This window comes from Streptomyces sp. NPDC045846 (genome assembly GCF_056431605.1).
The window spans coordinates 1-13,770 of sequence record NZ_JBWKKJ010000018.1; the positions used below are offsets into that span (position 1 = coordinate 1).

The window sequence follows — 13,770 nt, forward strand, 5'->3', positions numbered from 1 at the left end:
GCTTTTCGGTGGGCGGAACGGCGCGACGTATGAGGAGGTACCCCGTCGCGTCCACGCCCCCACGCTCCGGCGGTGCGATACGTACCGGCGAAGCCACGATCCCGGCCCACCGCACCCGGCCGCACTGCCGACCGAAGGGCGGCGCCGCACGAGCCCACAGCACACACCCGAACGACGCTCAACGAAGGGGAACCTGATGCCCACCACCACGGCCACGACAGCCCCGACCCCCCATGCCAGCACCTGGAACGACCTGGTGACCGCCGCCCTGCTGGGCACCCACCGACGTCCGACAACCGGCACACCCGAGCAACTCCTAGACGCCGCCGCGACGCACACCCTGCGCCGCAGAGCAGGCCTGCTCCCCGCGCCCGCGCCAATACACCCGCCCCCCGCCCCGCCCGACGACCGACCCGCACCACCGGAGGCGGCCCGGCGCCGCCTGGCCCTGCTGCTGGCCGACCGTTCGGCACCCGCGCATGCCGGGGGCCGGCGCGGAAGCGCGCCCGACCTGGGCGAGTTGCTCCCGCAGTGGCTGGCCCTGGCCAACGAGCGCGGCCTGCGCGCCCCCGCCGAGCTGCTGCCCACGCTGCTCGACGCCGCCCGGGCCCGCACCGACCTGCGCCCCCAGGCCCTCGCCTTCGCGGGCCCGCGCGGATTGTGGCTGGCCCGGCACAACCCGGAGTGGCGCTTCGCGCTGCGCGGCGCGTCGGGAAGCGCGGTGGTTCCCGACCCCGGGGATGCCGAGGCCGTACAACTCCTCTGGGACGAGGGCCTGTTCGCGGAGCGGGTCGCCCTGCTCGGTGCGGTACGGGCGTACGACCCGGAGGCGGCCCGCGCGCTGCTCGCCGCGACGTGGGCGACCGAGCGGGCCGAGGACCGGCTGATGTTCCTGGACTCCCTGCGCGGCGGACTGTCGGCGGCCGACGAGCCGTTCCTGGAGTGGGCACTGGCCGACCGCAGCCGCAACGTCCGGGCGACGGCGGCGGAGCTCCTCTCCGCTCTGCCGGGTTCCGCGCTGGCGGGGAGGATGGCGCAGCGTGCGGCGTCCTGCGTGTCCCTGGACCGGACGGGCGACGGGGCGGCCATCGCGGTGGAGGCGCCGCACGAGTGCGATGCGGCGATGCAGAGGGACGGGGTCGCCCCGCGGCCTCCGGGCGGACGGGGCGAACGGTCGTGGTGGCTTGGCCAGTTGGTGGAGTCGGCCCCGCTCGCGACGTGGCCGGGGCGGCTGGGCGGGCGAGCGCCCCGGGACATCGTGGCGCTGCCCGTGGCCGACGAGTGGGCGGACGAGCTGCATGCCGCCTGGTGCCGGGCGGCGGTGCGTCAGCACGACGCGGAGTGGTCACGGGCGCTGCTCGGGCCCCCGTCGGCCTCGCCCGGCCAGGGCGTGGGCACGGCGTCGCTGGCCGAACGGGCCAAGCTGCTGTCCATCCTCGGGGAGGACGAACGGGCGGACTGGGTGGCCCGGTTCATCTCCGCACACGGGCTGTCGGAGGCGTTCCAGCTGCTCGGGGTGTGCGTGGTGCCGTGGGCAGGCGCGCTGGGCCGCGCCGTGGTGGACGCGCTGGAGATCGCCCGGGACGCGGGCAGCTACCCGTGGAGCTTCAGCGGCGTCATGGGCCTGGCCGAGCGCTGCCTCGACCCGTCGGAGTCCGCCCGCCTGGACGCGCTGACGGCTACGCCGCCGGAGGAGGAGGGGGCGTCGCCGGGGGCCGGGGGGTACTGGGCGGAGGCGTTCCAGCGGCTGGTGGCCACGTTGCGGTTGCGGGGGGTGATGCGCGAGGAACTGGCCGGGTAGGCCCTGGGCTCTGCCCCGCGCCCCTAGCTTCCGGGCAGGGTGCCCAAGCCCAGCCGGCTCCCTTCGGCTGCGGACCATGCGTGGTGGCTCGCGCAGTTCCCCGCGCCCCTAGCAGCGTGCCCCTCGGCAGGGTGCCCAAGCCCAGCCCGATCCCTTCGGCTGCGGACCGTGCGTCGTTGCTCGCGCAGTTCCCCGCGCCCCTAGCAGCGTGCCCCTCGGCAGGGTGCCCAAGCCCAGCCCGCTCCCTTCGGCTGCGGACCGTGCCTGGTTGCTCGCGCAGTTCCCCGCGCCCCTGGCAGCGGGGCCCAGGGGGTTAGGCTCCTGCGGGCTGGCGGACGTTGGAGTTGACCCAGGTCACGATCGACGCCGTGGTCGCCCCCGGCGTGAAGATCTCCGCGACCCCGAGCTCCTTCAGCGGCGGGATGTCCGCCTCCGGGATGATGCCGCCACCGAAGACCTTGATGTCCTCCGCGTCCCGCTCCTTCAGGAGCTCCAGCACCTTCGCGAACAGCGTGTTGTGCGCGCCGGAGAGGATCGAGAGGCCGATCGCGTCGGCGTCCTCCTGGATCGCGGTGTCGACGATCTGCTCGGGCGTCTGGTGCAGCCCGGTGTAGATGACCTCCATGCCGGCGTCACGCAGCGCCCGCGCGATGACCTTGGCCCCGCGATCGTGACCGTCGAGCCCCGGCTTGGCCACCACCACGCGGATCGGACCAGTTACACCCATCACTGCCTCCACATGTCCCACCTGCGCCCCCCGCACCAAAGAGCCGGGGAAGTGAACGAACGTTATCGACAGCATCCCGCAACCCGCCGTTTCACGGTGGAGAGGGAGGGGGAAATCACACGTGGGACACGTTCGTTTTGCACCGTACCCGCATCAGTCACCCCCTGGGCACCCAGTCGGAGGGCGGCCGTCACGGTGGGGGCGGTCGCAAGGGGAGCCGCTACGAAGGCGCCGCACCACCGTGCTGTCAGCCGCGCAGCACGGTGGTCCGGCCCCTCGCGTTTTCGGGGCCGGCTCGGGCGGGAGCGCTTCACAGGCGGAGCCCCATGAGGGCACACGGGGGACGGAGCGGCCTCCCGCGTGCCATTCGGGAGGTCGCCGCCGTGCAGGTCTTTTCGCTTCTGCCGCTGTGTCTGCGCCGCGCGTGGCTGTCGGCGGCGCTGATCCGGGCCACCGCGCTGGATCTGGCCGTCCTGGCCGGGCACCTGCTCCTGTACCCGTCCGGTCTGGCCCCCGAGCGGCATCCCGCACCCGACCCGGCGACCGCTCCGCAGCTGCCCACCGCTGGGCGCTCGCATCCGCCGGTGGTCCTGCTGCACGGCTTCATCGACAACCGGTCCGTGTTCGTGCTGCTGCGCCGTTCGCTGGCCCGGCACGGCTGGCGGCATCTCGAATCGCTCAACTACTCGCCGCTGACCTGCGACATCAGGGTGGCCGCCGAGCTGCTCGGCCGCCATGTGGAGGAGATCTGCGCCCGCACCGGCCACCGCGAGGTGGACATAGTGGGGCACAGCCTGGGCGGTCTGATAGCGCGGTACTACGTGCAGCGGCTGGGCGGTGACCTCCGGGTCCGTACGCTCGTCACGCTGGGTACGCCGCACTCCGGCACACGCTCGGCACAGCTCGCGCACGCTCACCCGATCGTGCGGCAGATGTGTCCCGGCTCCGAGCTGGTCGAGGAGTTGCGCGGTCCCGCGCCCGACATCCGCACCCGGTTCGTGAGCTTCTGGAGCGATCTCGACACGCTGATGATTCCGGTCGAGACGGCCCGGATCGAGCACCCGGATCTGCTCGCGCAGAACGTCCGGGTCACCGGGATCGGGCATCTGGCGATGCCGGTCCACCCGGCTGTCGCGGCGGGGGTGCGCCAGGCGCTGGCGGCGGGGGAACCGGAGGCGGCCGACCAGGACGCGTTCTCGGTGGCCTGACGGGGGACACGCCGCGGGCACCAAGGGAACGCACCCCCGCGCTCCGGGGACGCTGCCGCACCACAAGGACACACACCGAGCACCACGGGACACGCCGCCGCGCCCCCGGCACCACGCGGACGCCGCCGCACCACGAGGACGCACCCCGAGCCGAGCGAAATCGGATCTGGCGCCTGAGCCCCCAAACCCCAAAACCCCCACCCCGCATCGAACATCCCTCGAACGCACGGCCAAGGCTCGGCCCACAGTCCACCCAAAGGCGGCTGATTGCCCGTTTCCCGTAACCGCGGGACCGTCCGGAGATTGTCGCTGTCCGGTACCGCCGGGTACAGTCACGCCACTGCCGTCCCCGGGACCCCCGATCCTTCGGGCCCCGGCCGCAGGTTCTGTTGCCGAGGCGAGAGAGAAGTTGGTGACTGACCAGCACGCCCACGCCGGGTTCGTCGGACACGACGGTTACCTCAACGGCAGCAGTGGCCATGGCGGCGACGGTGCCCACCCGGCCGACACTTCGGGCTTCGCCGTCGATCCGCTCTTCGGGGCGATGCAGGCCGGTTACGCCGAGCAGAACGGCTACGCGGCAGGCGGCACGGGCCAGTTCGACACCGGCGCCCTCGCCTCCCCGTACGACAGCACCGGCCAGTGGACCCTTCCGCACCAGGCGACCTCGTACGAACCCGACGGCGCCACCGGCACGTTCGAGACCGCGACGTTCGACACCGGCACGTTCCACACGGGCGCCTTCCACACCGGCCAGTTCGACACCGGCACCTTCACCACCCCGGTCCTCCCGACCCAGGGCTCCGACACCGGCACCTTCGCGACGAGCGCCTTCGACACGGGCGCCTTCGACACGACGGGCCAGTGGGACGCCAACGCGTGGCACCAGGCGCAGGGCACCGGTCAGTACGACAACAGCGCCTTCGTCTCCGCGTACGACACGACGGGCCAGTGGGCCGTGCCGGGCACGCGGTCGGAGACCGGCACGTACGACGCCACCGCCTGGAACGCGGTGGCCGACACGACGAGCACGTTCCCCCGGGCCGATGGCGAGCCCGAGCCGTCCGAGCCTCGACTCCCGTACGAGACAGCCGAGTTCCCGCAGGTCGAGCTCGGTGCGGACCTTGCGGACGAGGCCGAGCCGGAGGCCGGCGACGCCGAGCTGCCCGAGGTGGTGGTCCCCGGCTCGCGGGCCGAGGCCCGGCGCGGTGCGGGACGTCGGCGGCGCACCCCCGCCAAGCGGTCGGCGCTGCTGACCGTCGCGGTGCCGTCCGTGTGCGTGATGGGGGTCGCGGGTGTCGCGGTCGCCTCGGTGAGCGGACTCACCGGCGGCAAGGACGAGGGCGCCACGGTGACGGCGGCCTCCGATCCCGCGTCGGTCAAGCCGGTCGCGGCCAACACCAAGCTGGACACCCAGCTCGCCAACCTCAGCGCGGACGCGAACAGCTTCGCCGACCGGGCCAGCCGGACGCAGGAACGTATCGACCTCAAGGCCCGCCAGGACGCGGAGAAGAAGAAAAAGGAGGACGCGGCCGCCGCCAAGGAGGCCGCGCGCCCCAAGTTCGTCCTGCCGGTGACGCAGAAGGGGCTCAGCGCGTACTACGGGCAGGCCGGCGTCAACTGGATGTCGGTGCACACCGGCATCGACTTCCCGGTGTCGTACGGCACCCCGGTGATGTCCGCGATCGACGGCACGGTCCGCACGCAGTGGAACAGCGCGTACGGAAACATGGCCATAGTGACCGGCGCCGACGGTACCGAGACCTGGTACTGCCACCTGTCCAGCACCAAGATCCGCTCGGGTCCGGTGAAGGCCGGCGACGTCATCGCGTACTCGGGGAACTCCGGCAACTCCACCGGACCGCACCTCCACTTCGAGGTGCGGCCGGGCGGCGGCTCGTCGATAGACCCCCTGCCGTGGCTGCGCAGCCACGGCCTGGACCCGACGTAACCGGACCGGTCAGAGCTTCTCGACCGGGGCGTACCGCAGCAGGAGCTTCTTGGGGCGCTCGTCCCCGAAGTCGATCGTGGCCTGCGCGTCCGAGCCCGAGCCGGTCACCGACATCACGGTGCCCAGCCCGAACTGGTCGTGCGTGACGCGGTCGCCGACGGACAGGGCGATCACCGGCTTGTCGTTGCCGCGCCGCGTCGCGAAGCCCGAGGGGCCGGCCTTCGAGCGGGACGAGGACAGCGAGTTGCCGATCCCGCCGCCGAGCGACTTGCCCGACATGGGGCCCGCCGGGGCGGCCATCGGGCCGGTCCGCTTCCACTCCAGGTGCTGGACCGGGATCTCCTCGAGGAAGCGGGACGCCGGGTTGTACGAGGGCTGGCCCCAGGCGCTGCGCATCGAGGAGCGGGTCAGGTACAGCCGCTCGCGGGCGCGGGTGATGCCCACGTAGGCGAGGCGGCGCTCCTCCTCCAGCTCCTTGACCTGGCCGAGCGCCCGCATGTGCGGGAAGACGCCGTCCTCCATGCCGGTGAGGAACACGACCGGGAATTCGAGGCCCTTGGCGGTGTGCAGGGTCATCAGGGTGATGACTCCGGAGCCGTCCTCGTCCTCATCGGGGATCTGGTCGGAGTCGGCGACCAGGGCCACCTTCTCCAGGAACTCGGCGAGGGTGCCCGCCCCCGCTCCTTCGGCGCCCTCGGCCTCCCGGCGCTCCTGCTCGAACTCCAGGGCCACGGCGGCCAGTTCCTGGAGGTTCTCGATGCGGGTCTCGTCCTGCGGGTCGGTGGAAGCCTGCAACTCGGCCAGGTAGCCGGTGCGTTCGAGCACGGCTTCGAGGACGACGGCGGGGCCCGCGCCGGAGTCGACGATCGTGCGGAGCTCCTCCATGAGCACGTTGAAACGCTTGACGGCGTTGGCCGAGCGGGCCGCCATGCCGTACGCCTCGTCGACGCGGCGCAGCGCCTGCGGGAAGGTGATCTTCTCGCGCAGCGCCAGTGCGTCGATCATCGCTTCGGCGCGCTCGCCGATGCCGCGCTTGGGCACGTTGAGGATGCGGCGCAGCGGGACGGTGTCCTCGCCGTTCGACAGCACGCGCAGATAGGCCAGGACGTCCCTGACCTCCTTGCGCTCGTAGAACCGGACGCCGCCGACGACCTTGTAGGGCAGGCCGACCCGGATGAAGATCTCTTCGAAGACACGGGACTGCGCGTTGGTGCGGTAGAAGACCGCGACGTCGCCCGCCTTGGCCTCGCCCTGGTCGGTGAGGCGGTCGATCTCGTCGGCGACGAACTGCGCCTCGTCGTGCTCGGTGTCGGCGACATAGCCGGTGATCTGCGCGCCCGGTCCCGCGTCCGTCCACAGGTTCTTCGGGCGGCGGCTCTCGTTGCGCTCGATCACCGCGTTGGCGGCGGACAGGATCGTCTGGGTGGAGCGGTAGTTCTGCTCCAGGAGGATCGTCGTCGCGCTCGGGTAGTCCTCCTCGAACTGGAGGATGTTGCGGATCGTCGCGCCGCGGAAGGCGTAGATCGACTGGTCGGCGTCACCGACCACGCACAGCTCGGCGGGCGCCTGCGCCTCCCCGGCCGGGCCCACCAGCTCGCGCACCAGCGTGTACTGGGCGTGGTTGGTGTCCTGGTACTCGTCGACCAGGACGTGCCGGAAGCGCAGCCGGTAGTGCTCGGCCACGTCCGGGAAGGCCTGGAGGAGGTGGACGGTCGTCATGATGATGTCGTCGAAGTCGAGCGCGTTGGCCTCGCGCAGCCGCGCCTGGTACATCGTGTACGCCTGGGCGAGCGTCTTCTCGAAGCCGTCCGCGGCCTGGCCCGCGAAGGTCTCCTCGTCGATCAGCTCGTTCTTGAGGTTGGAGACCTTGGCGCTGAACGACTTCGGCGGGAATCGCTTCGGGTCCAGGTCGAGGTCGCGGCAGACCAGCGCCATCAGGCGCTTGGAGTCGGCCGCGTCGTAGATCGAGAACGACGAGGTGAAGCCGAGCCTCTTCGACTCGCGGCGCAGGATGCGCACGCACGCGCTGTGGAAGGTCATGACCCACATCGCGTTGGCGCGCGGGCCGACGAGCTGCTCGACGCGCTCCTTCATCTCGCCCGCGGCCTTGTTGGTGAAGGTGATCGCGAGGATCTGGCCGGGGTGCACCCCGCGGGTCGCGAGGAGGTGGGCGATGCGGTGGGTGAGCACCCGGGTCTTGCCGGAGCCGGCGCCGGCCACGATGAGCAGCGGCGAGCCGGCGTGCACCACGGCGGCGCGCTGCTGTTCGTTCAGCCCCTCCAGGAGGGCCGCGGCGTCGATCGCCGGGCGCGGGGCGCCGCCGCGGTAGTACGCGTCGCGGTCCACGGGCGCGTCGAAACGGCCCCCGAACAGGTCGTCCGGCACCGGCTCGGGTGCGTGCGGCTCCTCGGGGGGCGGCGGGTGCTCCTCCTCCGAGGGCTGGAGGTCCGCCAGGAAGCTGTCGTCAAAGAGGCTGCTCATCGTCTCCCGAGTCTAGGCCGCCGGTCTGACAGTTGGCCGCCGCCTTCGGAGAGAGGGTCCACGGCTACGCACCGTGAAGGTCACGGGAATGTATCGGGCCTGTCGGACATCAACCTTCCCTTGGGACACGGGAGTTGGCTAGCGTGCCGCAGCAGCCGGGGAACGCCCCCGTCCGGAAGGATCCGGGAGGAGGTGTCGGCCTTGCCCTCCCACCGCAAGCCGCGCACCCGAATATCCACCACCGCGCCCGCACTGGGCGTGACGACGGCCGCGCTCGCCTCCGTGAGCCTGCTCGCGCAGAGCGCCGATGCCGCGCCCGCCGCGCCGCGGCCGAGCGTCGAAGAGGTGCAGAAGAAGGTCGACGACCTCTACCGGCAGGCGGACCTGGCCACCCAGAAGTACGACGCGGCCAAGGAGGCCGCCACCACCCAGCGCGCCAAGGCCGACGCGCTGCTCGACCAAGTGGCGGCCGGCACCGCGAAGCTGAACGACACCCGGCGGATCATCGGGGGCTACGCCGCGGCCCAGTACCGCGACGGCGGGGTCACGCCCACGATGGCGCTGCTGTTCTCCAACGATCCCCGGGCCTTCTTCGACCAGCGCCAGCTGATGGGCCGGCTCTCCGACGAGCAGCAGCGGACCCTGACCACGTTCGAGAGCGAGCGGGCCGCGAACGCGAAGAAGCGGGCCGAGGCGAGCCGGAGCCTGGCCGCCCTGACCACCTCGCAGCAGACACTGCGGGCGGGCAAGCAGGACGTGCAGACCAGGCTCGCGGCCGCCCGCACCCTGCTGTCGACGCTGACGGCCCAGGAGAAGGCGCGGCTCGCGGCGGCCGAGCAGAGGAAGCAGGAGGAGGCGCGGCGCCGGGCCGCCGAGCTGGCCGCGCGGCAGGCGGCGGCCGCGAAGAAGGCCGCCCCGCCCGCGGCCGACGGCCCCGCCGCGCCCTCCGGCACGTCCTCGTCCAACACGGCCAAGGCGGCCCGCGCCCTCGCCTTCGCCCGGGCCCAGATCGGCAAGCCGTACGTGTGGGGCGCGGTCGGGCCGTCCTCCTACGACTGCTCGGGCCTCACCCAGGCCGCCTGGAGGGCGGCGGGGGTGGACCTGCCGCGCACGACCTGGGACCAGGTGAAGACGGGCACACAGGTGGCGACGGCCGATCTGCACCCCGGTGACCTGGTGTTCTTCTACGACGACATCAGTCACGTCGGCATGTACATCGGCAACGGGATGATGATCCACGCGCCGCACTCCGGGGCGTACGTACGCGAGGAGTCGATCTACTACATGCCGATCCACGGCAGCGTGCGGCCCGGCTGACCGCCGGGGCTCAGGTCCAGAGCAGCGCGATGAAGATGTTCGCGACGGTGAGGCCGCCGACCGCCGCGAACGCGCCCTTCTCGACCTTCTCCTCGTCCCGCTTCACATAGACGAGGCCGAGGATCACGATCAGGAGCGCGAGCTTCACGCCGAGCTTGACGGTGTTGAGGGTGTTGCCGTCGGCCTGGTTGAGGCCGACCAGGGCGACACCCGTGACCAGCATCGTCAGCGCGCCGTGGAGCATCCCGGGGACGAAGCGGGCGGTGCCCGCGCTCATCGCCTTCATCTGCGTCAGGAATCCGCCGAGCAGCGCCGCGATGCCGATGATGTGCAGGCCGACGACGGCCTTGATGAGTACGTCCATGAGCCGGAGCCTAATTCCCTCGTAGCAGGCGCCGTGCGGCGGGTGGGGCCCGACCGGCACTTCGGTCACAGCAGGCGCGGACCCCTGCGGGCCATCGCCCCGGCTTCGGTCGGAGTCGGTCACGCACACGCCGGAAAGGGGCACTTGCTGTCATTACGTCGCTCGGCCGTGTCGTCCAGGTTTAGCGTCCTCCCCCAGGTGGCCGACTCCCCACCGCCGCCGCTCCGCTGGGCGGCTGTCGGTCACCACCGCCGAAAGATCCGGCGGCGGGCCGCTCCCCCTGTGCGGTCCGTCGTCGGAACGGCCCCTCCCCCGGGGGCCGCAGCGCGGAAGCACTGCCGTACGGAAGGACGTGAAGGCCCTCGTGGCTGCGCACCGAAAGCCCAAGCAGCATCCGCTCACCGGCCCCGCCGCCCGCACCGCCGCGACGCTCGCCCTGGCGTCGGCGGCCACCGCCACCCTCTTCGAGGGCTCCGGGCACGCCGATCCCAAGCTCACCCCGGCGCAGGTGAAGGCCAAGGTGGACCAGCTGTACCACGACGCGGAAGCCGCGACGGAGGCGTACGACGGGACGAAGGAGCAGGCGGACGCGGCCGAGCGTTCCCTGAACCAACTGCGCGACGAGGCCGCCCGCAGGACCCAGCAGCTCAACACCGCGCGCAACGCGCTGGGTTCGCTCGCGGCCGCCCAGTACCGCAGCGGGGCGGTCGCCCCCGAGCTCCAGCTGATCCTGTCGTCCGACCCGAAGCGCTACCTGGACGACGCCGCGCTCGCCGAGCGCGCCGGGGACCGGACCGTGATCGCCGTGGCGGGGGTCCGCAAGCAGCTCGCCGAGCTCGACCGGCTGCACTCCACGGCCGACGGGAAGCTCACGGAGCTGCGCGGCAAGCAGTCCACGCTGCGGAAGCAGAAGAGCGACATCCAGTCGAAGATCACCGCGGCCGAGGCCCTGCTCGCGCAGCTCACCGCGCCGGAGCGGGCCGCCTACGACGCGTCCGACGCGGCCCCCGCGGACGCCCGGGCCAGCCGCTCCGCCGATGCCCCGCGGGGGCCGATCGCGGCCCCCAGCTCACGCGCCGCGGCCGCCGTCGCCTTCGCCTACGGCGCGCTCGGCAAGCCGTACGTCTGGGGCGCCACCGGCCCCTCGTCCTTCGACTGCTCGGGCCTCACCCAGGCCGCCTGGCGCTCGGCCGGGGTGCAGCTGCCGCGGACCACGTACACCCAGATCAACGCGGGCAGCCGGGTTCCGCGGTCCCAACTCGCGCCGGGCGACCTGGTGTTCTTCTACTCCGGGATCAGTCATGTGGGGCTCTACATCGGCGGTGGGCAGATGATCCACGCGCCGCACCCGGGGGCGCCGGTGCGGATCGCGCCGATCGACCAGATGCCGTTCGCCGGGGCCGTCCGGCCCGCGTGAGCGCCGAACCCTCCTGACGGAGCGTCAGACCCCTTGTTCGGGGACGACCTTGGCGCCCGCGCCCATCTCCTTGGTCAGCCACCGGAAGACGTCCGGGACCTGGCTCTTCCACACCACGCTGGCGTGCCCGCCGCCGTTGAGCCTGACCACGGTCACCGCGGTGGGCGCCTTGGCGGCCTTCTTCAGGGCGAGCCCGTCGTTGTAGCCGTCGGTCTGCTCACCCGAGACGAACAGCGAGACGTGCGGCGGGGTCTTGGCGTGCTTGAGGATCCACAGCGGGTTGGTCTCCTCGCGCAGCTTCGGGTCCTTCGCGGTGATCGAGTCCTTCTCGGCGGCCGGGTCGTTGTAGCCGGACAGGTCGACTCCGGCCCGGTAGCGGTCGGGGTGCTCGATGGCGAGCTTGGCCGCGCAGTGGGCGCCCGCCGAGTATCCGGCGACGGCCCAGCCGTCGGCGCCGGTGGCGGCCCGGAAGTTGTCGGTGACCATCTTGCGGACGTCCACGCTCAGCCACGTGTCGGCGTTCACGACCCCGGGCACGTTGGCGCAGCCGGTGTCCTTGCCGTCCAGGAGGGTGGTGCGCGGCGAGACCAGGATGAAGGGCGCGACCTCGCCCTTCTCCATCATCGGCGTGAGCTGTTCCTGCGTCTTGAGGGTGCCGAACCAGGCACCTATGGACCCGGGGTAACCGGGCAGCAGCTCGACGACGGGGAAGGTCTTGTCCTTGTACGCCGGGTCGTCGTACTGCGGCGGCAGCCACACCGCCACATCGCCCTCGACGCCGGAAACCTGGCCCTTGAGCGTGGTCTTCATCACGCCCTTGCCGACCTTGTTCGTGTACGGCTCGAACTTCTGCTTGACCTTGGGGCCGGTGGCCGCGTTCTTGCCGCCCGTGCCGTCGGGGCCGAGGTCCGGCGCGGCGTTCACGTGGTTGCCGCCGCCGAGCAGGTCGTCCCAGGTGTCGTACAGGCCGTTGGCGTTGTTCACGAACAGGAAGACCACGAGGATCGCGGTGACCTGGGCGAAGCCCAGCATGAAGAGCCGGGACACCCAGCGCACGACGGCCGGCCCGCCGATCCTCGTCCACAGGACGAGGGGCAGCAGCAGGGCAGCCACGGCCGCGAGGATCGCGATCACGAGGAAGGGGGTTCCGGTCAGGCTCATCACGCCCGGGAAGAGGGCACGCCACGAACACCAGTTGCCCGTTTTACCAGCGTTTTACCAAAGGTGACGCCCTGTGCCCTTTACTTCTCACCCCGTGCGTCCCCGCCGCTCGCGGCCCGCACCACCAGGGCCCTGGCGCCCCCGCCGTAGGGCCGCGGCCCGCCCCCGGCATCCTTGGCGCCCTTCGGGTCCTTCGTGTTCTGTACGCCGCTGACCTGGCCGGACAGCCAGCGGAACACCTCCGGCAGGAGCGGCTTCCACACCACGTTGAGATGACCGCCGCCGGTCTTCTGCACCCACACCTGGGTGGGCGCCTTCGCGGCCCCGCGCAGCGCGAGGCCGTCCTCGTAGCCGTCGCCGGGCTGCCCGGAGAGGAAGAGCGAGGTGCGCGGCGGGTGCTTGGCGTGGGTGAGTATCCACAGCGGGTTGGTCTCGCGGCGCAACACCGGGTCGCCCGCGGTGATCGAGTCGGACTCGGCGGCCGGGTCGTTGTAGCCGGACAGCGCGATGCCCGCGCGGTAGCGGTCGGGGTGCTCGACGGCGAGCTTGGCCGAGCAGTGCGCGCCGGCCGATATCCCGGCCACGGCCCAGCCGTCCGCGGCCGTCCCGGCGCGGAAGTTGTCGGTGACCATCTTGCGGACGTCCACGCTCAGCCACGTGTCGGCGTTCACGACGCCCGGCACGTTGGCGCAGCCGGTGTCCTGCCCGGCCAGCAGCGAGGTGCGCGGCGCGACCAGGATGAACGGCTTGACCTCGCCGTTCACCATCAGCGGCCGCAGCTGCTCGGTCACGTCGAGGTTGGTGAACCAGTCCTTGGCCGAGCCGGGGTAGCCCGGCAGCAGCTCCACCACGGGGAAGCTCTTGTCGCGGTAGGCCGGGTCGTCGTACTGCGGCGGCAGCCACACGTACACCTCGCCGTCGGCCCCCGAGACCCGGCCGGTCAGCTGCGTGACCATGACGCCGGTGCCCAGGGCCGCGTCGTCGACCGGCGCGAAGGCCTGCTTGACCGGGGGCTCCTTGGCGATGCTGCGGCCGCCGGTGCCGTCGACGCCGAGGTTGGGCGCGGCACCGACGTGGCTGTCGGTGCCGAGCAGGTCGCCCCACGTGTCGTAGAGGCCGTTGGCGTTGTTGACCGCGACGAACACCACGACGACGGCGGAGGCCTGGGCGAGGAGCACCATGAGGATCCGCACGGCCCCGCGCACCACGGCCGGCCCGCCGACCCGGTGCCAGACCAGCAGCGGCACCAGAACGGCGAGCGCGGCCACGACGATCGCGGTCACGAAGAAGGGGGTCCCGGTCAGGCTCATCACGTCCGGCAAGAGTGACATGCGCGCGTCCGG

General features: G+C 72.1%; 10 protein-coding genes. 5 read left to right on the top strand and 5 right to left on the bottom strand.

Features of this window, described 5'->3' with window-relative positions:
* The first annotated feature begins 196 nt into the window (after positions 1-196).
* Entirely contained in the window at positions 197-1,801 is a 1,605-nt protein-coding gene (locus AC07F3_RS35770; RefSeq protein ID WP_479118890.1) for a DUF5691 domain-containing protein, read from the top strand.
* A 313-nt stretch (positions 1,802-2,114) separates the two neighbouring features.
* Here the strand turns inward: AC07F3_RS35770 and AC07F3_RS35775 are convergent, their stop codons facing one another.
* Positions 2,115-2,528, bottom strand: coding sequence for a coenzyme B12-dependent isobutyryl CoA mutase small subunit (locus AC07F3_RS35775; protein WP_114037111.1), 414 nt, complete (start codon positions 2,526-2,528; stop codon positions 2,115-2,117).
* A gap of 383 nt (positions 2,529-2,911) precedes the next feature.
* Here AC07F3_RS35775 and AC07F3_RS35780 point away from each other — a divergent pair, with 383 nt between their 5' ends.
* Both AC07F3_RS35780 and AC07F3_RS35785 read left to right on the top strand, forming a co-directional pair.
* Positions 2,912-3,736: an alpha/beta hydrolase gene (locus AC07F3_RS35780; RefSeq protein ID WP_479118891.1), complete on the top strand. Its 825-nt coding sequence runs from the start codon at positions 2,912-2,914 to the stop codon at positions 3,734-3,736.
* Positions 3,737-4,148: 412 nt separating this feature from the next.
* Entirely contained in the window at positions 4,149-5,687 is a 1,539-nt protein-coding gene (locus tag AC07F3_RS35785; RefSeq protein ID WP_479118892.1) for a M23 family metallopeptidase, read from the top strand.
* A gap of 9 nt (positions 5,688-5,696) precedes the next feature.
* Here the strand turns inward: AC07F3_RS35785 and pcrA are convergent, their stop codons facing one another.
* Positions 5,697-8,168: a DNA helicase PcrA gene (gene pcrA / locus AC07F3_RS35790; protein ID WP_479118893.1), complete on the bottom strand. Its 2,472-nt coding sequence runs from the start codon at positions 8,166-8,168 to the stop codon at positions 5,697-5,699.
* A gap of 201 nt (positions 8,169-8,369) precedes the next feature.
* On the opposite strand from pcrA, the gene AC07F3_RS35795 reads away from it, so the two are divergent.
* Complete coding sequence (locus AC07F3_RS35795; protein WP_479118895.1) at positions 8,370-9,485, top strand: C40 family peptidase; 1,116 nt, start codon at positions 8,370-8,372, stop codon at positions 9,483-9,485.
* A gap of 10 nt (positions 9,486-9,495) precedes the next feature.
* On the opposite strand, the gene AC07F3_RS35800 is transcribed toward AC07F3_RS35795, so the two are convergent.
* Positions 9,496-9,849 carry a hypothetical protein gene (locus AC07F3_RS35800; RefSeq protein WP_479118896.1) on the bottom strand — a complete coding sequence of 118 codons (354 nt, stop codon included), beginning with the start codon at positions 9,847-9,849 and terminating at the stop codon, positions 9,496-9,498.
* 364 nt (positions 9,850-10,213) lie between these two features.
* Here AC07F3_RS35800 and AC07F3_RS35805 point away from each other — a divergent pair, with 364 nt between their 5' ends.
* Positions 10,214-11,266 (top strand): C40 family peptidase, encoded by a 1,053-nt coding sequence (locus AC07F3_RS35805; RefSeq protein ID WP_479118897.1) that lies wholly within the window; start codon positions 10,214-10,216, stop codon positions 11,264-11,266.
* A gap of 24 nt (positions 11,267-11,290) precedes the next feature.
* On the opposite strand, the gene AC07F3_RS35810 is transcribed toward AC07F3_RS35805, so the two are convergent.
* Positions 11,291-12,427 (bottom strand): alpha/beta hydrolase, encoded by a 1,137-nt coding sequence (locus AC07F3_RS35810; protein WP_479118898.1) that lies wholly within the window; start codon positions 12,425-12,427, stop codon positions 11,291-11,293.
* Between the two features lie 80 nt (positions 12,428-12,507).
* Positions 12,508-13,737 (bottom strand): alpha/beta hydrolase, encoded by a 1,230-nt coding sequence (locus tag AC07F3_RS35815; protein WP_479119000.1) that lies wholly within the window; start codon positions 13,735-13,737, stop codon positions 12,508-12,510.
* Positions 13,738-13,770 lie beyond the last annotated feature (33 nt).